We start from the raw sequence: 20,714 nt of genomic DNA on the forward strand, positions 1-20,714 counted from the left end.
GGGATCGGGTGGGCGGGGCTAGCCGCTAGCTGTCGCGCTGCATCGTCGCCCACAGCCCGGCCATATGGAGACGGTTCACATCGTGCTCCATCTTGTCGCGGGTTCCGGACGACACGACGGCCTTGCCCTCCTTGTGGACCTGCATCATCAGGTCGGTGGCCCTCTGCTTGCTGTAGCCGAACAGCTTCTGGAAGATGAAGGTCACGTAGTGCATGAGGTTCACGGGGTCGTCCCAGACGACCGTCACCCAGGGACGGTCCTCCGCTTCCAGGGTCTCCTCGACCTCGGACTCGGCGGGCGTGACCTGCGGCGACGCTGCGGGCATCCGCGCCATCGGGATAGTTGTCGGGCACTGGGCCATGCCTCCAGGGTACGACGTGCCCAGGAAAGAAAAAACCTCCCGGTGCAGGACGTCGCAGGCCGCATCCCCGTCCCGCGACTCGTATGGTGGGCGCGTGACGAACAACGCGTCGGACTGGTCCCAGCCGCAGACGAGCACCGCACTGCTCACCGACCAATACGAGCTGACGATGCTCTCGGCCGCTCTCGGCGACGGTTCGGCCCACCGCCGCTGCAGCTTCGAGGTCTTCGCCCGCAGGCTGCCCGCCGGGCGCCGATACGGCGTCGTGGCAGGCGTCGGACGACTGCTCGACGCGCTGCCCAAGTTCCGGTTCGGCGAGCCCGAACTGGCCGTGGTGTCGAAGTTCCTGAACGAGCAGACGGTGGACTGGCTGCGGAACTACCGATTCTCCGGCGACATCGACGGCTACCGGGAGGGCGAGCTGTACTTCCCGGGCTCGCCGATCCTCTCGGTGCGCGGCACCTTCGCCGAATGCGTGCTCCTCGAAACGTTGACGCTCTCGATCCTCAACCACGACAGCGCGATTGCCTCCGCGGCCGCCCGCATGGTCAGCGCTTCCGCTGGCCGGACGATGATCGAGATGGGCTCGCGGCGCGCCCACGAGGAATCGGCCGTGGCCTGCTCGCGGGCCGCCTACCTGGCCGGGTTCACGGCCACCTCGAACCTGGAGGCGGTCCGGCGCTACGGCGTGCCGGGCGCGGGCACCGCAGCCCACGCGTACACCCTGCTGCACAACACCGCGGCCGGGCCGGACGAGGCGGCGGCCTTCCGCGGTCAGATCGCGGCGCTCGGGCTCGGCACCACCCTGCTGGTGGACACCTACGACATCACCGAGGGCGTCAAGACCGCCATCGCCGTCGCGGGGCCCGAACTCGGCGGCGTGCGGATCGACTCCGGCGACCTCGGCGAGTGGGCCCGCCAGGTGCGCGCGCAGCTCGACGGTCTGGGCGCGACGAGGACGAAGATCGTGGTCTCCGGCGACCTGGACGAGTACGCGATCGCGGCGCTGCGGGCCGAACCGGTGGACACTTATGGGGTGGGCACCGCGCTGGTCACCGGCTCGGGCGCGCCCACCGCGGGCATGGTCTACAAGCTGGTGGAGGTGGAGGGCATCCCGGTGGCCAAGCGCAGCAGCCACAAGGAGTCGCGTGGCGGGACCAAGCGCGCGGTCCGCTTCGCCCGGCCCACCGGGACCGCGGTCGAGGAGATCGCGTTCCCGATCGGCGCACCGGTCCCCGAGAGCGGCGGGCTGATCCCGCACGACCTGCTGGTCCCGATGGTGCGCGGCGGCGAGGTGATGACGGGCCTGCCGACGCTGGACGAGGGCCGGGACCTGCTCACCCGGAGGCTGGTCAGCCTGCCGTGGGAGGGGCTCAAGCTCTCCCAGGGCGACCCCGCGATCCCGACCCGGTTCCTGGACTAGGGAGCACCCCGATGAGCTCCGCCGACTCCCCCGCCGCCCCGAGGCGGGCCCTGATCATCGTCGACGTGCAGAACGACTTCTGCGAGGGCGGGTCACTGGCTGTCGCGGGCGGCGCGTCGGTGGCGGCCGACATCTCCGACCTGCTCGGGTCCGCGGCGGCGGGCGAGTACGACGCGATCGTCGCCACCCGGGACTTCCACGTGGACCCCGGCGCGCACTTCTCCGACGAACCCGACTACGTGGACAGCTGGCCACCGCACTGCCGGGCCGGGACGCCGGGCGCCGGGTTCCACCCCGCCCTCGACCTGGGACCGGTCGAGGAGGTCTTCTCGAAGGGCGCCCACTCGGCCGCCTATTCGGGCTTCGAGGGCTCCTCCGCGTCCGGGCAGGCCCTGGCGGACTGGCTGCGCGGACGCCGGATCGGCGCCGTCGATGTGGTCGGCATCGCCACCGACCACTGCGTCCGCGCGACCGCGCTCGACGCGGCGGGTGAGGGCTTCGAGACCAGGGTGCTGCTGCGGTACACGGCCGCGGTGTCCCCCGACACCGTGCCGTCGGTGCTCGAGCGGCTCCGCGGGGCGGGCGTCACGACGGTCGGGCAGGTCGCTGCGACGGGCTGACGGTGGCGCGACGTAACCTTGGTCGGTGCCTGAACTCCCCAACGTGCCCGAACTGCTCTCCGTGGCGGTGCAGGCGTTGGGCGGCGCCGAACGCACCAACCAGCTGACCATGGCGTCGGCGGTCGCGCACGCCATCGACACCGGCGAGCACCTCGCCGTGCAGGCGGGCACCGGCACCGGCAAGTCGCTCGCGTACCTGGTGCCCAGCGTCCGGCACGCGGTGGAGAGCGGCCGGACCGTTGTCATCTCCACCGCAACCATCGCGCTGCAGCGTCAGCTCGTCGACCGCGACCTGCCCCGACTGTCCGACGCCCTCGAGGACACCCTCGGCAGGCGTCCGGAGTTCGCGATCCTCAAGGGCCGCAACAACTACCTGTGCCTGAACAAGATCCACACCGGGGCCGCCGAAGAACCGGAGAACGCCGAGCTGTTCGACGCGTTCGCGATCTCCCGGCTCGGCCGCGAGGTGCAGCGGCTGACCAAGTGGTCCTCCGACACCGAGACCGGCGACCGCGACGAGCTGGTGCCTGGTGTGAGCGACCAGTCCTGGCGGCAGGTCAGCGTCACCTCCCGCGAGTGCCTCGGGAAGTCCGGCTGCCCGGTGGGCGAGGACTGCTTCGCCGAGCGGGCGCGGGCCGAGGCGTCGAAGGTCGACGTCGTGGTCACCAACCACGCGCTGCTCGCGATCGACGCGATCACCGGCATCGCCGTCCTGCCCGAGCACGACGTGGTGGTCATCGACGAGGCGCACGAACTGGTCGACCGGGTCACCGGGGTGGCCACCGCCGAGCTGGCGCCCTCGACCATCAGCGCCGCCGCCCGCCGGTGCGGCAAGCTCGTCGAGGAGCAGGATGCGGACCGGCTCGAGGCCTCCGCGGAGGGCTGGGACGCGGTGCTCGACGAGCTGCGCGCCGGCCGCTGGGAGGAGCTGCCCGACGGCGCAGGCCACGCGCTGGCCGCCGTCCGCGACGCGGCGTGGTCGGTGCGCACCGCGATCGGCCCGCCGCGGCCGGGGATGAACGCCACCGACCCCGAGGCCGCCGCCGCCCGCAACGCCGCGCTGGCGGCCATCGACGAGGTCCACGACAGCGCGGTCCGGGTGCTCACCGCGTTCGACGAACCGGACCCGGCCAAGCGTCGCGACGTGGTCTGGCTCGCGGACGAGGAACGGCGCGGCAAGCTCGTCCGGATGGCGCCCCTGTCGGTCGGCGGGCTGCTGCGCTCCCGGCTGTTCGCAGAGTCGACGGTGGTGCTCACCTCGGCGACCCTGACGGTCGGCGGATCGTTCGACGGGCTTGCGGTGAACTGGGGCCTGCCCGCCGAGTCCGGCGCCCGCATCGACCCGGCCATGGCGACGGGCACCGAGGCCCCCGCAGACGAGTCCACCATCCGGTGGAACTCGCTCGACGTCGGCTCGCCGTTCGACCACGCCAAGGCCGGGATCCTGTACGTGGCGAAACACCTGCCCGCCCCCGGACGCGACGGCCTGGCCCCGAGCTACCTCGACGAGATCGCCGAGCTGGTGACCGCGGCAGGCGGCCGCACCCTCGGCCTGTTCTCCTCGATGCGGGCCGCCAAGGCGGCCGCCGAGGTCATGCGCGAGCGCCTCGACACCCCGGTGCTGTGCCAGGGCGACGACGCCACCGGCCAGCTGGTCCGCAAGTTCGCCGAGGACGAGGCCACCTCGCTGTTCGGCACCCTGTCGCTGTGGCAGGGCGTGGACGTGCCGGGCCGGTCGCTGAGCCTGGTGATCCTGGACCGGATCCCGTTCCCCCGGCCCGACGACCCGCTGCTGGTGGCGCGCCAGCGCGCGGTCGAGTCCCGCGGCGGCAACGGCTTCCTCTCGGTTGCAGGCAACCACGCGGCGCTGCTGCTGGCGCAGGGCGTCGGCCGGCTGCTGCGCAGCGTCGACGACCGCGGCGTCATCGCGGTGCTCGACTCCCGGCTGGCGACCGCGCGCTACGGCGGCTACCTGCGCGCGTCGCTGCCGCCGTTCTGGGAGACCTCCGACCCCGGGGTCGTGCGCCAGGCACTCGCGCGGCTGACCGCGGACTAGCAGCGTCGAACGGGTGGTTACCGGGCAGCCCTCTCGGCTGCTGTCCCGGTAACCACCCGTTCGACCGCGCCGACTACCCGGCGGGCTCCGCGACCAGCGCCAGCTCGGCGTCGCTCGCGAGCAGCGGGTGGTGCGGCAGCACCCGGACCGTGTATCCGACCGCGCCCGACAACGGGACTGTGGTGTCGGCGACGAACAGCTCGCCCAACTCGTCCGCGCCCGCGTGCCGCATCGGCACGGTGACCACGTCCGAGAGCTCCTCGTCCGCGCCGACGCGGCCCAGCACCGCCTGCACGGTCACCTCGGAGACGGCGAGCCCGCCGAGGCGCAGGTACGCGCGCAGCGACAGCTCGGCGCCGATCACCGGGGTGTCCGGCAGCCCGGAGCTGTCGACCTGCACCACCTGCACGTCGGGCCAGGCCCCCTCGACCCGGCCGCGGTACTCCGCGACCTGCCGCGCCGCGGCGAATCCGTCCGCGATCACGGCACGGGCCGATCGGGCGGCGGGCGCGTAGTAGTCCACGGCGTAGTCGCGAACCATCCTCGACGCCAACACCTTCGGGCCCAGGTGCTGCAGCGTGTGCCGGACCATCTGCACCCACCGAGCCGGGACGCCGTCCGCGTCACGGTCGTAGAACTTCGGCAGCACCGACCGCTCGAGCAGCTCGTACATGGCGCTGGCCTCGAGGTCGTCGCGGCGCACCTCGTCGGTCACGCCGTCCGCGGTGGGGATCGCCCAGCCGTTCTCGCCGTCGAACATCTCGTCCCACCAGCCGTCGCGGATGGACAGGTTCAGCCCGCCGTTGAGCGCCGACTTCATCCCCGAGGTGCCACAGGCCTCCAGCGGACGCAGCGGATTGTTCAGCCACACGTCGCAGCCCCAGTACAGGTAGCGCGCCATCGACATGTCGTAGTCCGGCAGGAACACGATCCGGTGCCGGACGTCGTGCTCGTCCGCGAAGCGCACCACCTGCTGGATCAGCGCCTTGCCGCCCTCGTCGGCGGGGTGGCTCTTGCCCGCCACCACGAGCTGTACCGGCCGGTCGGGGTCGAGCAGCATCGCCCGCAGCCGGTCCGGATCGCGCAGCATCAGGGTGAGCCGCTTGTACGTCGGGACCCGGCGGGCGAACCCGACGGTCAGCACCTCCGGATCGAAAACGTCCGAGACCCAACCGAGTTCGGCATCGGTGGCACCGCGTTCGAGCCACGATGCGCGCACTCGCCTGCGCACCTCCTGCACCAGCTGCCCGCGCAGGGTGTTGCGGGTCGACCACAGGTCGCCTGGCGCGATCTCCTGCAGCCGCTCCCAGCCGCGCGCCTCCTCGACCAGCTCGGGACCGACCGCGCGCCGGGCCAGATCCATCCATTCCCTTGCCGCCCAGGTCGGCGCGTGCACGCCGTTGGTCACCGAACCGATCGGCACCTCCGCGGCGTCGAATCCCGGCCACAGGCCGTTGAACATCTCCCGGCTGACGATGCCGTGCAGCTTTGAGACGCCGTTGGCCCGCTGTCCCAGTCGCAGGCCCATGTGCGCCATGTTGAACACCGACGGGTCGTTCTCCCGGCCCAGGTCGATGATCCGGTCCACCGACAGCCCGGGCAGCAGGCCCGATTCATTCTCGCCGCCCGCCCCGCCGAAGTAGTGCCGGACGAGGTCGGCCGGGAACCGGTCGATGCCCGCGGGCACCGGGGTGTGCGTCGTGAACACGGTGGCAGCCCGCACCGCGGCGAGCGCGGAATCGAAGTCCAGACCGGACCCGGTGATCAGTTCCCGAATCCGTTCCACCCCGAGGAAACCCGCGTGGCCCTCATTCATGTGGAAGACCTCGGGATCGGCCAGCCCGAGCGCGTGCGTGTACGCGCGGACCGCCCGCACACCGCCGATGCCCGCCAGGATCTCCTGCTTGATCCGGTGGTCCTGGTCGCCGCCGTACAGCCGGTCGGTGACCCCGCGCAGCTCCGAGTCGTTCTCGGCGATGTCGGAGTCCAGCAGCAGCAGCGGCACCCGGCCCACCTGGGCGATCCACACCCGTGCCCGCAGCACCCGGTTGCCCGGCATCGCCACCCGCAGCAGCACCGGCGCCCCCGATTCGGGCTCGGTGAGCAGTCGCAGCGGCAGGCCCTGCGGGTCCAGCGAGGGGTAGTGCTCGGCCTGCCAGCCGTCCGCCGTCAGCGACTGACGGAAATAGCCCGACCGGTAGAGCAGGCCGACACCGATCAGCGGCACACCGAGGTCGGACGCGGCCTTGAGGTGGTCGCCCGCCAGGATGCCGAGCCCGCCCGAATAGTTCGGCAGCACCTCGCTGACGCCGAACTCCATTGAGAAGTAGGCGATCCCGCCTGCCAGGTCGGCGCCCTTCGCCTGCTGGTTCTGGTACCAGCGCGGTTGCCCGAGGTACGAGTCCAGATCCTGCTCGAGCCGGTCGAGCTCGGCGACGAAGCCACCGTCGACGGCCAGTTCGTCCAGCCGGGCTGGCGACACCTCGCCGAGCATTCGGATCGGGTCGTGGCGGACGCGTGTCCACAACTCGGCGTCGATCCGGCCGAACAGATCCTGGGTCTCGGGGTGCCAGGACCAGCGCAGGTTCGTCGACAGCGGCCCGAGGGCGGCCAGCCTGGCGGGAAGGTGGGCACGGACGGTGAACCGACGCAAGGCTTTCACCCTGCGAAGACTACCCATTCCGGAGGCCGGGGGCAGGGTTGCGCCGGACCCGAGATTCGGCCAGCGGTTCCCCAGCCACTACCCGTAAGGTCTAGTCCATGACCGGGCGGATAGGCATCGATGACGTCGCCCCCGAGATCTCGGGGGGACGCCACCCCGCGAAGGCGGTCGTCGGCGAGACCTTCCCGGTCTCCGCGACGGTGTGGCGCGAGGGACACGACGCGGTGGCGGCGACCCTCGCGGTGCGCGGCCCGGGATCGAGCGCCACCATTCGGATCCCGATGTCCCCCGGCCCGTTCCCGGACACGTTTGCGGCGGTGTTCACGCCGACCGGCGTCGGGGCGTGGAGCTACCGGATCGAGGGCTGGAGCGACCCGATCTCCACCTGGCGCCACAACGTGGAGGCCAAGCTGTCCGTCGGTCAAGGCCCCACCGAGCTCGCCAACGACCTCGAGATCGGCGCCCGTCTGTTCGAGCGGGCAGCCAAGTCCGTGCCGAGCGGGGACCGCCCGCGGTGCGCCGCGGTCGCGGCCGCCCTGCGCAGTCAGCAGCAGCTGTCGGCCCGGGTCGCCCCAGCCTTCGCCGCCGACATGGCCGAACTGCTGCGGGTGTACCCGCTGCGCGACCTGGTCACCAAGGGTCGCCGGATCCCGGTGTGGGTCGACCGCAAGCGCGCCCTCGTCGGTGCCTGGTACGAGTTCTTCCCCCGCTCGACCGGTGGCCGCGACGCCGACGGCATCCCACTGCACGGCACCTTCGCGACCGCGGCCGACGACCTCCCCCGAATCGCCGCGATGGGATTCGACGTGGTCTACCTGCCGCCGATCCACCCGATCGGCCGGGTGAACCGCAAGGGCCCGAACAACTCCCTGACGCCGGGTCCCGACGATGTCGGCTCGCCGTGGGCGATCGGCGCGGAGGAAGGCGGCCACGACGTCGTGCACCCGCGACTCGGCACGCTGAAGGACTTCAGGGACTTCGTCGCCCGGGCGCGCCGCCTGCGGCTCGAGGTCGCGCTCGACCTGGCGCTGCAGTGCGCACCCGATCACCCGTGGGCACAGCAGCATCCGGAATGGTTCACGGTATTGCCCGACGGCACCATCGCCTACGCCGAGAACCCGCCGAAGAAGTACCAGGACATCTATCCGGTCAACTTCGACGACGACTCCGACGGCATCTACACCGAGGTGCTGCGCGTGGTGCGGTTCTGGATCAAGAACGGCGTCAAGATCTTTCGGGTCGACAACCCGCACACCAAGCCGCCGGACTTCTGGGAGTGGCTGATCGCGGAGGTCAAGCGGTCCGACCCGGACGTGCTGTTCCTCGCCGAGGCCTTCACCCGACCCGCCCGCATGTACGGCCTCGCCAAGCGCGGGTTCACCCAGTCCTACACCTACTTCACCTGGCGGGTGAACAAGCACGAGCTCACCGAATTCGGGCTGGAGATCGCCGCGAAGGCAGACGAGGCCCGGCCGAACCTGTTCGTCAACACGCCGGACATCCTGCACGAGAGCCTGCAGCAGGGCGGCCCGGGGATGTTCGCACTGCGCGCCGCGCTGGCCGCGACCCTGTCCCCGACCTGGGGCGTCTACTCCGGTTACGAACTGTACGAACACCTTCCGGTGCGACCGGGCAGCGAGGAGTACCTCGACTCCGAGAAGTACGAGCTGCGCCCCCGCGACTTCGACGGAGCCCGCGCCCGCGGCGAGTCGCTGGAACCCTGGCTGGCCACCCTGAACCGGATCCGGCGCGCCCACCCGGCGCTGCAACAACTGCGCAACATCACCTTTCACCACACCGACAACGACTCCCTGATCGCCTACTCCAAGTTCGACCCGACCACCGGTGACGCCGTGCTGACGATCGTGAACCTCAACCCGTACGGGGCGGAGCAGGGCATCATCTGGCTCGACATGCCCGCGCTCGGGCGCGACTGGCAGGATCACCTCACCGTTCTCGACGAGGTCACCGGCGAGCAGTTCCATTGGGGACAGGCCAATTTCGTCCGACTCGAACCCTGGCGCGCGGTCGCCCACATCCTCGCGCTGCCCGCCGTTCCCTACGCTGCGCGGATACCCCTCGCCCACCGCGCACCGACCTCGTGAGCGCCGATCGGGTCGCGCAGGTCGCGGCGCCCGCGCTCACCGACCTCGCCCGGCTCGCCGAGGGCACCCACCACGATCCGCACTCGATACTCGGGGCGCACACGCATCCCGGCGGTACGGTGATCCGGACGCTGCGCCCCCACGCGGATGCCGTGTCCGCCCGGGTCGGGGGCGTCGACCACCGCCTACACCACGTGTCCGACGGCCTGTTCAGCGCCGTCGTCCCCGTCGAGGACCTCATCGACTACCGACTGGTGGTGGAGTACCCCGGCGGCCACGCGCTCGTCACCGCGGACGGCTACCGGTTCCTGCCGACCCTCGGGGAACTGGACCTGCATCTGTTCGGCGAGGGCAGGCACGAGCGGCTGTGGGAGATCCTCGGTGCGCACCCACGCAGCTATTCGACCCCGGACGGCGAGGTGACGGGCACCTCGTTCGCGGTGTGGGCGCCCTCGGCGCGGGGCGTCGCGGTGATCGGCGACTTCGACGGCTGGGGCGGGCGCACCGCCCCGATGCGCAGGCTCGGCTCGAGCGGTGTCTGGGAACTGTTCGTCCCCGGCGTCGGGCCTGGCGAGCTGTACAAGTTCCGGGTACACGGCAGCGACGGCGGCGTTCGGGACAAGGCCGACCCGATGGCGTTCGCCACCGAGGTGCCGCCGCGGACCGCGTCCGTGGTCGGCGTCGCCACGCACCGTTGGGCCGACGCCGAATGGATGGCCGTCCGCGCGCGCACCGACCCGAACCAGGCACCGATGAGCGTGTACGAGGTCCACCCGGGGTCCTGGCGTCCCGGGCTGAGCTACCTCGAGCTCGCCGACCAGCTGTCCGCCTACGTCGTCGAGCACGGGTTCACGCACGTCGAGCTGCTCCCCGTGGCCGAGCACCCCTACGGCGGATCATGGGGCTACCAGGTCACCTCCTACTACGCGCCGACCGCGCGCTTCGGCTCCCCCGACGACTTCCGTTCCTTCGTCGACCGGATGCACCTGGCAGGCGTCGGCGTCATCGTCGACTGGGTGCCCGCGCACTTCCCGAAGGACGACTGGGCACTGGCCCGGTTCGACGGCGGCCCGCTGTACGAGCACGCCGACCCCCATCGCGGCGAGCAGTTGGACTGGGGCACCTACGTTTTCGACTTCGGACGGCGGGAGGTGCGCAACTTCCTGGTCGCCAACGCGCTGTTCTGGATCGAGGAGTTCCACATCGACGGTCTGCGCGTGGACGCGGTCGCGTCGATGCTCTACCTCGACTACTCGCGCCCCGCCGGCGGCTGGACGCCGAACATCCACGGCGGACGGGAGAACCTCGAGGCGGTCGCGTTCCTGCAGGAGATGAACGCCACCGTGCACCGGCAGCACCACGGCGTCGTCACCATCGCGGAGGAGTCCACCGCATGGCCGGGCGTCACCCGCGCCACCAACGTCGGCGGCCTCGGCTTCAGCATGAAGTGGAACATGGGCTGGATGCACGACACCCTGGGTTACCTCGGCCGCGACCCGGTGCACCGCAGCTTCCACCACCACGAGATCACGTTCTCGCTGATGTATGCGTGGAGCGAGTGTTACCTGCTCCCGATCAGCCACGACGAGGTGGTGCACGGAAAGGGCACGCTGTGGACCCGGATGCCGGGCGATGACTTCGCCAAGGCCGCCGGTCTGCGCAGCCTGCTCGCCTACATGTGGTCGCATCCCGGCAAGCAACTGCTGTTCATGGGCCAGGAATACGGCCAGCGCACCGAGTGGTCCGAGGAGCGCGGGCTCGATTGGTATCAGCTCGACGAGGAGCACGTCGGCGAGCTGCACCGCGGAATCCTCGCGCTGGTACGCGATCTCAACGCCACCTACCGACGCCACCCGGCCCTGTGGACGCTCGACAACTCCCCCGGCGGCTACTCCTGGATTGACGCGAACGACACCGAGAACAACGTGCTCAGCTACCTGCGGTACGGGTCCGACGGGTCCATCGTGGCGTGCCTGTTCAACTTCTCCGGCTCGGCGCATTCGGAGTACCGGGTCGGTCTGCCCGAGCCCGGCCGGTGGGTCGAGATCCTCAACACCGATGCCGATGCCTATCGCGGCGCCGGAGTGGGTAACTTCGGAGCTGTGACCGCGACCCTGCAGCCCTGGCACGGACGACCCGCGTCGGCGGCAGTCGCGCTACCCCAGAACGGCGCCATCTGGTTGAGCCTGGAGCGCGGCTGATGCGCCGCCGCCGGGCAGTTCTCGCCGTCGTCGCGCTCGCCTCGCTCGTCGCGGGCTGCTCCTCCGCCATCGACGGGCGCGCCGTGTCGATCTACGACAACCCCTTTACCGTGGCCGGCCTGCCCGCGACCTCCGGTCCCAGTGGTCCGCGCGACGGCGTGCCCGCGTCCCAGATTCCGGTCCGCGGTGCGGACGGCTCGGCGGCCGACGTGCTGGCCACCAATTCCGTGGCAGACATCGGGGCGTTCTGGCAGGCCGAGTACCCACGGGTGTTCAGCGGAGACTTCACCCCCGTCACCGACCTGCTCTCGTGGGATCCGGACGCGGATCGGGCGCAGGCCCCGACGTTCTGCGGGGACAGCACCCACGGGTTCGCCAACGCCGGCTACTGCACCCGCGACGGATCCATCGGCTGGGACCGCGCCGTGCTGCTGCCGATGCTGATCGAGACCTTCGGCCCGATGTCCGTGGTGATGGTGATGGCGCACGAGTACGGACACGCGGTCCAGTACGCGTCGGGGCTCGCGGGCGACGACGACCTGACCCTGGTGCTCGAGCAGCAGGCGGACTGCTTCGCCGGGGCCTACATGCGGCACGTCGCGCAGGGCGATTCCGAGCATTTCACCCTCAACACCTCCGACGGACTCAACTCGGTGATGGCAGCGATGGTCGCGGTGCGCGACAGCGACCCGAACGACCCGGAGTCGGTGCACGGCTCGGCGTTCGAGCGGATCACCGCGTTCCAGATCGGCTTCACCGACGGCGCCAAGTCCTGCACGAAGATCGACGAGGCCGACGTGGTGTCGAGGCAGGCGGAGCTGCCCCAGCAGTTCACCACCGAGGGCGACACCGGCGAGATGCCGGTCACCGAGGAGTCGGTGCGGCTGACGATGGACTCGCTACAGGCCCTGTTCGCCCTGCCGGAGAAGCCGGAAGTCGACTTCTCTGGGGCCGATACCGGGTGCTCGGACGCGGAGGCGACAGAACCGGTCTCCTACTGCCCCGCAACGAACACGATCGGCGTCTCGCTGCCCGAACTGACCGAGCGCGGCACCCCCCACCCGGAGTCCGGCGACGAGTTCTCCGCCGACGTACGCGGCGACTTCGGCGCCTACGTACTGGTCGCCTCGCGCTTCACCCTGGCCGCACAGGCGAACGCCGACAAGTCGCTGACCGAGGCCAAAACCGCGGTCCGGGCGGCCTGCCTGTCCGGCGCATGGACCGCGGCGACCGCGGTCGGCGAGGCGGGCGGGCTGACGCTGTCCCCCGGCGACCTGGACGAGGCGGTGTCCGGGCTGCTGACCGACGGCCTGATGGCCAGCGACGTGAACGGGAACACCGTGCCGAGCGGCTTCGCCCGGGTCGACGCCTTCCGCTCCGGTGTCCTGGGCGGCCGGCAGGCCTGCGAGAGCCGCTACAGCTGATTGCGGCTAGTAGAGCGCGGAAGCGAGCTTGCGGCGGGCGGCGATGACGATCGGATCGGCCGGGTCGAACAGCTCGAACAGCTCGAGCAGGCGGGTCCTGGCGACGGTCCGCTCGTCCCCCGCGGTGCGGCGAATCGTCTCGACCAGACGGGCGAAGGCCGCCTCGGGCTGCTGGCCGTAGAGCTCCGAATCGGCGGCATCGAGCTGGGCGGACACGTCGGTGGGGTCGGCATCGGCCCGCGCGACGGCATCGGGGGCGATGTCCTGGACTCGAGCGATGAACCGGACCTGACGCACCGCGCCGAGCGCCTGCGCGTTCGCGGGCTCCGCGTCGAGGATCGCCTGATACGCGGCCTCGGCGCCTGCCAGGTCGCCCTCGCTCAGCGCGTTCTCGGCCGCCACGAACCGCGGGTCCTCGACCTCCTCCTGCTCGGCCTCGTCCGCGGCCGCAGGCGGGCCGGAGAGCTTGCCGTCGGTCGCCTGCAGCACGGCGTCGATCCACTGCCCGAGCTGCGGCTCGTCGCCGTCGAAGTCCGCCAGCGGGCGTCCACCCGCGACCGCGACGACGGCGGGAAGGGCCTGCACGCCGAAGGCCTGCGCGATCCGGGGATCGGCGTCCACGTTCACCCTGGCGAGCACCCAGGAGCCGTTGCCGGCCGCGGCGAGCGAGTCCAGCGTCGCGGAGAACACCGCCGTGGACGGCATCGAGGCCGCGAACAGTTCGACGACGACAGGAACCTGGGTCGAGCGGGTGAGCACCTCGGCCTCGAAGCTGGCCTCGGTCACCTCGACGACCGGCGCCAACGTGGCACTCGCGCCGTTCGCGGTCGGTGGGCCTGCGGGTGCGGCCTGTGCTCGTTCCTTGAGCACGGACAGATCCACCGCGCCGGACATGGCGGCGGCAGACGCGGCAGACGGGCGTGCGGGTGGGCGGGAGCCGGGTCGAGTCACAGTGACCAGTTTGTCACGCGGACCCGTGGACGGCGCACCCCGACCGGATGCACGACGCCCCCGCAACCGTGGGTGGGTTGCGGGGGCGCTGGAAGCTGACGTGTGTGGGCTCAGGCCTTGCTGGGCGACAGAACCGCGTCGGTGGGCACGGAGCCCGGTGCCGACAGTTCCCCGAGTTGGCCCGCCTTCGCCACCCAGCGCTCGAACGCGATGGTGGCGAACGGGATGATCGAGGCAACGATTGCCGCGATCATGACCTTCGGCGACCACTTGAACGCGATGGCGGCCAGCAGGCCGAGGATCAGGAAACCGATGAACGCGACGCCGTGCAGCATGCCCGGCACCATCGTTGCCGCCTCGATATCGAAGACGTACTTGAAGAACATCCCGATGAGGAGCAGTCCCCACGTGATCGCCTCGATGACGGCAATGAACCGGAAGCGCTTCGCGGTGGTGGACAGGTCGAAGAAATTGGCCATGCGCACCATTGTGCCCGAGCCGAATCCACCACAGGGCGTCGGAGACTGTGATCTCCGACGCCCTGTAGTGGACTTCTCGGCCGAGCGCTGATCAGCCCTGCGGCCGCACCTTGATGATCAGGGCGTCACCCTGACCGCCGCCGCCGCACAGCGCGGCCGCACCCACGCCGCCGCCGCGACGGCCCAACTCGAGCGCCAGATGCAGCGCGATCCGCGCACCCGACATGCCCAGCGGATGCCCGATCGCAATCGCGCCGCCGTTCACGTTCACCTTCGACGCGTCGAGGCCGAGCTCCTTCGTCGAGGCGATGCCGACGGCCGCGAACGCCTCGTTGATCTCGACGAGGTCCAGATCCTTCGGATCGATGCCCTCGCGCTCACAGGCCTTCGCGATCGCCCGCGCCGGCTGCGACTGCAGGGTCGAATCCGGTCCCGCGACGACGCCGTGCGCACCGATCTCCGCGATCCACGACAGCCCGAGCTCTTCCGCCTTGGCCTTGCTCATCACCACGACGGCCGCCGCGCCGTCGGAAATCTGCGACGCCGACCCCGCCGTCACCGTGCCGTCCTTGGAGAACGCCGGCCGCAGCTTGCCCAGCGACTCGGCCGTGGTGTCCGCGCGGATGCCCTCGTCGGTGTTGACGACGATCGGGTCGCCCTTGCGCTGCGGGATCGACACGGGCACCACCTCGGCGTCGAACAACCCGTCCTTCCAGGCCCGCGCCGCATTCTGATGCGAGGCCGCGGCGAACGCGTCCTGATCCTCACGACTGATCCGCTGATCCGCGTCCTGGTTCCTGGCCTCGGTCAGGTTGCCCATCGGCTGCTCGGTGAAAATGTCGTACAACCCGTCGTACGCCATGTGATCGCGCATGCTCACGTCGCCGTACTTGAATCCCTCACGCGACTTCTCGAGCATGTGCGGCGCCCGCGACATCGACTCCTGACCACCGGCGACCACCACATCGAACTCGCCGGCCCGGATCAGCTGGTCCGCCAACGCGATCGCGTCCACACCCGACAGACACACCTTGTTGATCGACAACGCGGGCACATCCATCGGGATGCCGGCAGCCACCGCCGCCTGCCGGGCCGGCATCTGCCCCGCACCCGCCGTCAGCACCTGACCCATGATCACGTACTGCACCTGCTCGGGCGCCACACCCGCCTTCTCCAGGGCACCCCTGATCGCGACACCGCCCAGATCCGACCCCGAAAGATCCTTGAGCGAGCCGAGCAAACGACCCACCGGGGTCCGGGCTCCGGCGACAATGACTGAACTGCTCACGACTTCCTCCAACGATCAACACGGGTGGTCAGCGACCGAAGTCACATCCCAAAGAGAACTACATAAACGGTAGCGCTACCGTCTTGGCCATGACACACTCCGCCCCCAACGCCCTCGCCCTCGCTTCCGACTTCGTGACGGCCATCGACCACGTCGGCATCGCGGTGCCCGACCTCGACGCGGCCATCGCGTGGTACGGCGAGCACCTCGGCCTGGTTTCCACCCACGAGGAGGTCAACGAGGAGCAGGGCGTGCGCGAGGCCATGCTGTCGGTGCCAGGCAGCCCGGCAGGCGCCACCGCGATCCAGTTGCTCGCCCCGCTCAACGCGGACTCGACCATCGCCAAGTTCATCGACCGCAGCGGCCCCGGCCTGCAGCAGCTCGCCTACCGGGTCACCGACCTCGACGCGATCTCCGAGCGCCTGCGCGCCGGCGGCGTCCGGCTGCTCTACGACGCCCCGCGCCGCGGCACCGCGGACTCGCGGATCAACTTCCTGCACCCCAAGGACGCGGGCGGCGTACTGGTCGAGCTGGTGGAGCCGGCCGCAGACCCGGCACACTGAATTCTGCGCCAACCCCTTCACCACCATGGTCCGCCTCAGCGCGTCGACCACATCACACCGGAGCGACGGTAAGTTATGACCATGCCCAACGAGATCCACCTGCCCTTCACCATCGCGCGGAAGGGCTACGACCGCGACGAGGTACGCAACTACTTCGAGCGCTTCGACGCGGAACTCCGGGTCACCGCGACCGATCGTGATGCGGCGGCGGCGCAGGCCAGGGACCTCGCCCAGCAGTTGGAGGACGCCCGCGACGAGATCGACGACCTGCGCAAGGACGTCGACCGTCTCTCGGTTCCGCCGACCACCGCGGAGGGCATGAGCGAGCGCATCTCCCGGATGCTCCGCCTCGCCTCCGATGAGGCCTCGGAGGTACGGGCCACGGCCCAGTCCGAAGCCGCCGAGATGGTGTCCATCGCCGAGCAGGACGGCGCCGCGCTGCGCGGCAAGTACGAGGGCCTGCTGGCCGAGCTCGAGGATCGCCGGAACGCGATGGATGTCGAGCACACGCAGACCATGGCGACCGCGCGCACCGAGGCCGCCCGTCTCGTCGAGAAGGCGCAGTCCGAGGTCGCCCAGCTCCAGACCGAGTCCGAGGCGCGGCGCAACGAGGTCCAGCAGGACTTCGAGATCACCATGAGCGAACGTCGCACCAAGGTGGTCAGCGCGGTGAACGAGCTCGAGTCCACCAGCAAGGCCGAGGCCGAGCGCAGGCTCACCGACGCCACCAACGAGGCGCGCCGGCGGCTGCAGACCGCCACCGAACAGGCCGAGAAGCGGATCGCCCACGCGAAGGAGCTCGCCGAGGAACTGCGCGTCCTGCGCGGCCGGGTCTTGGCTCAGCTCTTGGGAATTCGTGGTCAGCTCGACTCGGTCCCGGCCATGCTCGCCTCTGTCAACCGCGAGGGCGAACTGCTCGACGGCGGCGGCGAAGCCACCGGACGAACCGCAACCGAAGACGAGGACGAGGCATCCGAGGAGTCGGTCAAGACCAACGCCGGGTGATTCCTCTCGACCCGCGCCCGTTCCAGCACCCGGTGTGCCAGTGCCTGCGGTCCTCGGCCCCGCCGAGCTCATCCGCAGGCCAGGCCACCAGGTGCGGAACTCCGGGCCGGATCTCGTGGTCGCAACCGGGGCAGCGGTAGGTCTTGGTGGCACGCGCCCCCGGCACCGGACGCACCAGGTAGCGCTCGTCGTCGTATCCAGCAGGCCCCGAGTCGATCCGGGACTCATGCCCGCCGGCAGGCGTCGGCCTGTCGGTCCGGTTTCGCTGATTGCGTCGGGGCATGACTACAGCCTAGGTTCCGATCAGAAGAGCCGGAACTCGGTGCTCTCGGTCCCCCGCATTGCGTCGTAATCGAGTGTCAGGCAGCGGATCCCGCGATCCTCGGCGAGGGTCCGCGCCTGCGGCTTGATCTGCTGGGCGGCGAACACGCCTGTCACGGGCGCGAGCAGCGGATCCCGGTTCATCAGTTCCAGATACCGGGTCAGCTGCTCTACGCCGTCGATCTCGCCGCGGCGCTTGATCTCCACGGCGACCGACGCGCCGTCCGCGTCCCGGACCAGCAAATCCACCGGGCCGATCGCCGTCATGTACTCACGTCGCACCAGGGTGTAGCCGGGGCCGAGGGTCTCCACGTGTTCGGCCAGCAGTTCCTGCAGGTGCGCCTCGACCCCGTCCTTGATCAGGCCCGGGTCGATGCCGAGCTCGTGCGAGGAATCGTGCTCGACGTCGTGGATCGTGATCCGCAGCTCCTCGCCGGCCTTGTTGGTCACGACCCAGAGCTGGGTGCCCTCCTCGCCGTCGTTCTCGACGAGCCAGCACGGCGGGCTCATCCAGTTCAGCGGCTTGTACGCACGGTCGTCCGCATGAATGCTCACCGACCCGTCGGACTTGACCAGCAGGAGCCTGCGCGCCTTCGGCAGGTGTGCGGTGAGACGGCCGACGTAGTCGACATGGCAGCTGGCAATCACGAGGCGCACCCGACCACCCTAGAGCACCGATCGACGCTCGCCGCAGACCCGCCACGCCAGGTCGCCGACAGCCACACCACTACGCTGGAGCGACCATGCCGCTCCCCTTCCGCTCGATCGCGCCGCTGGGCTCGCGGCTGCTCGGCGCCCAGGATGAGAGCCCCCGCAGCCGCCGGATCCGGGTCCAGGTCCTCCTGACCGCAAGTCTGGTGCTGTCCAACCTGATCGGTGCGCTCGTGGTGGGCGCCCTCATCACCGTCGTCGTGCCCGGCCCGAACCTCTTCGACCTTGACTATGTGATCGTCAATGCCGTGATCGCGCCGGTCTACATCGCGTTGGCCCTCGCGTTCGGGATCCTCTGGGGCACCCTCCGTGCGACGAAAGACCTGCGGTGGGCCATCGAGAACCGGGAACCGACCCGGGAGGAGGCCGCGGCGGCGCTCGCGATGCCCTGGCGCCTGACGCGCATGCAGATTCTGCTGTGGACCATCGGATTCGGCATCTTCACGATCAGCTACGGGGTCATCGACCCCGAATCCATCGCGAAGGTCTCGTTCACGATCGCGATGGGCGGGGTGACGGTCTCCGCGTTCAGCTACCTGCTCAGCGAGTTCTCGTTGCGGCCCGCGGCCGCTCGGGCCCTCGAGGCTGGCGACCCGCGCCGAGTACGTATCGCCGGCGTAACCGGTCGCAACCTGCTGGCCTGGACCCTCGGCACCGGGGTGCCGGTAGCGGGTCTGATGCTGATCGCCATCGCCAGCTTCATTCGTCCCGAGCACGTCACCGTCACCAAGCTCGCGGTCTCGATCCTCGCGCTCGGAGGGATCACCCTGGTCTTCGGGCTGGCGCTGACCCTGCTGGGCGTTGGCGCCACCGTCGCGCCCATTCGCGCGGTCCGGGAAGCGATGGTGCGCGTCGAGCACGGGGAGCTCGACACGGCGGTCGTCGTCTACGACGGCACCGAGCTCGGCGAGCTGCAGAGCGGCTTCAACCGGATGGCCGAGGGTCTGCGCGAGCGCGAACGCATCCAGGAGCTCTTCGGCAGGCACGTGGGCCACGAGGTGGCCGACGCCGCCATCAAGCGAAATCCGGAACTCGGCGGCGAAGAGCGCGAGATCGCGGTCTTCTTCATCGACCTGGTCGGGTCCACCGAGCTGGCGGCATCGCGCCCGCCCAAGGAGGTCGTCGACCTGCTCAACCGTTTCTTCGACGTCGTCGTCGACGAGGTGGACCGGCACGGCGGCCTGATCAACAAGTTCGAGGGCGACGCGGCCCTCGCCGTCTTCGGCGCACCGGTGGAGATCCCGGACCATGCGGGCAACGCGCTCGCCGCCGCGCGGGCAATCCGAGCCCGACTCGTCGTCGAGGTGCCTGACTGCAGCGCCGCGATCGGGGTCGCCGCGGGCACGGCCGTCGCGGGAAACATCGGGGCCCGCAAACGATTCGAGTACACGGTCATCGGCGACCCGGTGAACGAGGCGGCCCGGCTGTCCGAGCTCGCCAAGACGATCGACGGCGCACTCGTCGCCTCCGATCGCGCCGTCCAGGGCGCGGGGTCCACCGAGTCGCAGCTCTGGGAACTCGGCGATGCTGTGGTCCTCCGCGGACGCAGCGCGGCCACCCGATTGGCGACGCCGCGTCGCTGACGCCTCAATTCGGACCGTGTCCGTTGGAATGTCGGTGGGCAATGGTAGATGTGAGGCATGGGTGTGACTGTCGATGAGTTCCTGACGATGCTGGACACGTTGCCCGAGACCGAGCAGAGCAGCGGCGGGAACTGGATCGGACTCAAGGTCTGCGGCAAGGGATTCGGCTACATATGGGAGAAGACGGAGACGGTGGGGCTCAAGACCACCCTCGACGAGCAGATCGCGCTGGTGGCCGAGCGGCCCGAGGTGTTCGAGGTCCAGTTCACCACCAGTCAGTTCGGGTGGGTGGTCGTGCAGCTGGCGAGGATCGAGCCCGACGAACTGCTGGAACTGGTCACCGAGGCCTGGTGCCTGACCGCACCCAAACGTCTCGTCGAGGCACACGAGTTCGGAAGCCTGTACGACGAATAGCCCTGTGCGTGGGGTCCTTATAGGTGTCGTCAATCCCATGCGAAGATGCTGCGATGACCCTCGAACATGCCGTCCTACAAGTGAAGCCAGGTCGCAGCGCGGAGTTCGAGTCGGCGTTCCGTCGAGCCAAATCGATCATCTCCGACATGGTCGGATTCCGGCGGCTGTCGCTTTCGCGCTGCCTCGAGCGTCCCGATACCTATCTGCTGCTGGTGGAGTGGGACAGCCTGAAGGACCACGTCGAGGGCTTCAGGAAGTCACCGCAATACGAGCAGTGGCGTTCGTCGCTGCACGACTTCTACGATCCCTTTCCGATGGTCGAGCACTACGAGCAGGTCGAGATCGCGTAGCAGGTGAGCGTGCGACCGGCCGTCCCTGCACTGAGTGATCGATATCCGAAGTATCGCGCCCTGCCCTGACGTCGAGTGTGCAGTTCTCGGGGCATCGGCCGAGGTGAAGTCAAGCAGTCAGGGCAACATCTCCTGCGATGAGGGCGCGGAGCCGATCGGCGGGGGTGTCGTAGTCGAGGGTGGGACGCGGCCGGGTG

Annotated in this window: 18 protein-coding genes; 11 read left to right on the top strand and 7 right to left on the bottom strand. The window is 70.0% G+C overall.

Annotation, left to right across the window (positions count from 1 at the left end; genetic code table 11):
* Nucleotides 1-25: 25 nt before the first annotated feature.
* Entirely contained in the window at nt 26-361 is a 336-nt protein-coding gene (gene clpS / locus ACFXMV_RS12400; protein ID WP_378498247.1) for an ATP-dependent Clp protease adapter ClpS, read from the bottom strand.
* Between clpS and ACFXMV_RS12405 the strand changes: the two genes are divergently transcribed.
* From ACFXMV_RS12405 to ACFXMV_RS12415, 3 genes are read left to right on the top strand one after another with little or no spacing between them, the layout of a single operon-like run.
* On the top strand, nt 360-1,784 hold the full coding sequence (locus tag ACFXMV_RS12405; RefSeq protein ID WP_378498248.1) for a nicotinate phosphoribosyltransferase: 1,425 nt from the start codon (nt 360-362) through the stop codon (nt 1,782-1,784). The genes clpS and ACFXMV_RS12405 overlap by 2 nt on opposite strands.
* Nucleotides 1,785-1,795: 11 nt before the next feature.
* Nucleotides 1,796-2,404: an isochorismatase family protein gene (locus ACFXMV_RS12410; protein ID WP_378498249.1), complete on the top strand. Its 609-nt coding sequence runs from the start codon at nt 1,796-1,798 to the stop codon at nt 2,402-2,404.
* 25 nt (nt 2,405-2,429) lie between these two features.
* Nucleotides 2,430-4,460 carry an ATP-dependent DNA helicase gene (locus tag ACFXMV_RS12415; protein WP_378498250.1) on the top strand — a complete coding sequence of 677 codons (2,031 nt, stop codon included), beginning with the start codon at nt 2,430-2,432 and terminating at the stop codon, nt 4,458-4,460.
* Between the two features lie 73 nt (nt 4,461-4,533).
* On the opposite strand, the gene glgP is transcribed toward ACFXMV_RS12415, so the two are convergent.
* Nucleotides 4,534-7,122 carry an alpha-glucan family phosphorylase gene (glgP, locus tag ACFXMV_RS12420; RefSeq protein ID WP_378498251.1) on the bottom strand — a complete coding sequence of 863 codons (2,589 nt, stop codon included), beginning with the start codon at nt 7,120-7,122 and terminating at the stop codon, nt 4,534-4,536.
* 98 nt (nt 7,123-7,220) lie between these two features.
* Between glgP and ACFXMV_RS12425 the strand changes: the two genes are divergently transcribed.
* Genes ACFXMV_RS12425 through ACFXMV_RS12435 form a run of 3 tightly spaced genes read left to right on the top strand, consistent with a single transcriptional unit; the run spans nt 7,221 to nt 12,852 of the window.
* The gene (locus tag ACFXMV_RS12425; RefSeq protein WP_378498252.1) at nt 7,221-9,227 is read left to right on the top strand and encodes a maltotransferase domain-containing protein; all 2,007 of its coding nucleotides are present in this window, start codon (nt 7,221-7,223) and stop codon (nt 9,225-9,227) included.
* Nucleotides 9,224-11,428 (top strand): 1,4-alpha-glucan branching protein GlgB, encoded by a 2,205-nt coding sequence (gene glgB, locus ACFXMV_RS12430; protein ID WP_378498253.1) that lies wholly within the window; start codon nt 9,224-9,226, stop codon nt 11,426-11,428. The genes ACFXMV_RS12425 and glgB overlap by 4 nt, the downstream gene beginning before the upstream one ends.
* Nucleotides 11,428-12,852, top strand: a complete 1,425-nt coding sequence (locus ACFXMV_RS12435; protein WP_378498254.1) for a metallopeptidase — start codon at nt 11,428-11,430, stop codon at nt 12,850-12,852. Before glgB ends, ACFXMV_RS12435 begins: the two co-directional genes overlap by 1 nt.
* A 6-nt stretch (nt 12,853-12,858) precedes the next feature.
* Here the strand turns inward: ACFXMV_RS12435 and ACFXMV_RS12440 are convergent, their stop codons facing one another.
* The 3 genes from ACFXMV_RS12440 to ACFXMV_RS12450 all read right to left on the bottom strand — a co-directional run bounded on the left by ACFXMV_RS12440 (nt 12,859) and on the right by ACFXMV_RS12450 (nt 15,570).
* Entirely contained in the window at nt 12,859-13,746 is an 888-nt protein-coding gene (locus ACFXMV_RS12440) for a co-chaperone YbbN (protein WP_378498255.1), read from the bottom strand.
* Nucleotides 13,747-13,913: 167 nt separating this feature from the next.
* A complete protein-coding gene (locus ACFXMV_RS12445; RefSeq protein WP_378498256.1) occupies nt 13,914-14,282 on the bottom strand; it encodes a DUF3817 domain-containing protein in 369 nt (122 codons plus the stop codon).
* A 91-nt stretch (nt 14,283-14,373) separates the two neighbouring features.
* Nucleotides 14,374-15,570: an acetyl-CoA C-acetyltransferase gene (locus tag ACFXMV_RS12450; protein ID WP_378498257.1), complete on the bottom strand. Its 1,197-nt coding sequence runs from the start codon at nt 15,568-15,570 to the stop codon at nt 14,374-14,376.
* 89 nt (nt 15,571-15,659) lie between these two features.
* Here ACFXMV_RS12450 and mce point away from each other — a divergent pair, with 89 nt between their 5' ends.
* A complete protein-coding gene (gene mce / locus ACFXMV_RS12455; RefSeq protein ID WP_378498258.1) occupies nt 15,660-16,133 on the top strand; it encodes a methylmalonyl-CoA epimerase in 474 nt (157 codons plus the stop codon).
* Between the two features lie 81 nt (nt 16,134-16,214).
* Complete coding sequence (locus ACFXMV_RS12460) at nt 16,215-17,138, top strand: hypothetical protein (RefSeq protein ID WP_378498259.1); 924 nt, start codon at nt 16,215-16,217, stop codon at nt 17,136-17,138.
* Here the strand turns inward: ACFXMV_RS12460 and ACFXMV_RS12465 are convergent.
* Nucleotides 17,119-17,421 carry an ATP/GTP-binding protein gene (locus ACFXMV_RS12465; protein WP_378498260.1) on the bottom strand — a complete coding sequence of 101 codons (303 nt, stop codon included), beginning with the start codon at nt 17,419-17,421 and terminating at the stop codon, nt 17,119-17,121. The genes ACFXMV_RS12460 and ACFXMV_RS12465 overlap by 20 nt on opposite strands.
* Nucleotides 17,422-17,441: 20 nt before the next feature.
* A complete protein-coding gene (gene nucS, locus ACFXMV_RS12470; protein ID WP_378498261.1) occupies nt 17,442-18,116 on the bottom strand; it encodes an endonuclease NucS in 675 nt (224 codons plus the stop codon).
* An 86-nt stretch (nt 18,117-18,202) separates the two neighbouring features.
* On the opposite strand from nucS, the gene ACFXMV_RS12475 reads away from it, so the two are divergent.
* From ACFXMV_RS12475 to ACFXMV_RS12485, 3 genes are read left to right on the top strand one after another with little or no spacing between them, the layout of a single operon-like run.
* Complete coding sequence (locus ACFXMV_RS12475) at nt 18,203-19,753, top strand: adenylate/guanylate cyclase domain-containing protein (RefSeq protein WP_378498262.1); 1,551 nt, start codon at nt 18,203-18,205, stop codon at nt 19,751-19,753.
* Nucleotides 19,754-19,810: 57 nt separating this feature from the next.
* The gene (locus tag ACFXMV_RS12480; RefSeq protein ID WP_378498263.1) at nt 19,811-20,167 is read left to right on the top strand and encodes an MmcQ/YjbR family DNA-binding protein; all 357 of its coding nucleotides are present in this window, start codon (nt 19,811-19,813) and stop codon (nt 20,165-20,167) included.
* A gap of 53 nt (nt 20,168-20,220) precedes the next feature.
* Nucleotides 20,221-20,517 (top strand): antibiotic biosynthesis monooxygenase family protein, encoded by a 297-nt coding sequence (locus tag ACFXMV_RS12485; protein WP_378498264.1) that lies wholly within the window; start codon nt 20,221-20,223, stop codon nt 20,515-20,517.
* The last annotated feature ends 197 nt before the right edge of the window (nt 20,518-20,714 follow it).

This window comes from Rhodococcus sp. NPDC059179 (assembly GCF_042754885.1).
GTDB lineage: Bacteria > Actinomycetota > Actinomycetes > Mycobacteriales > Mycobacteriaceae > Rhodococcus_G.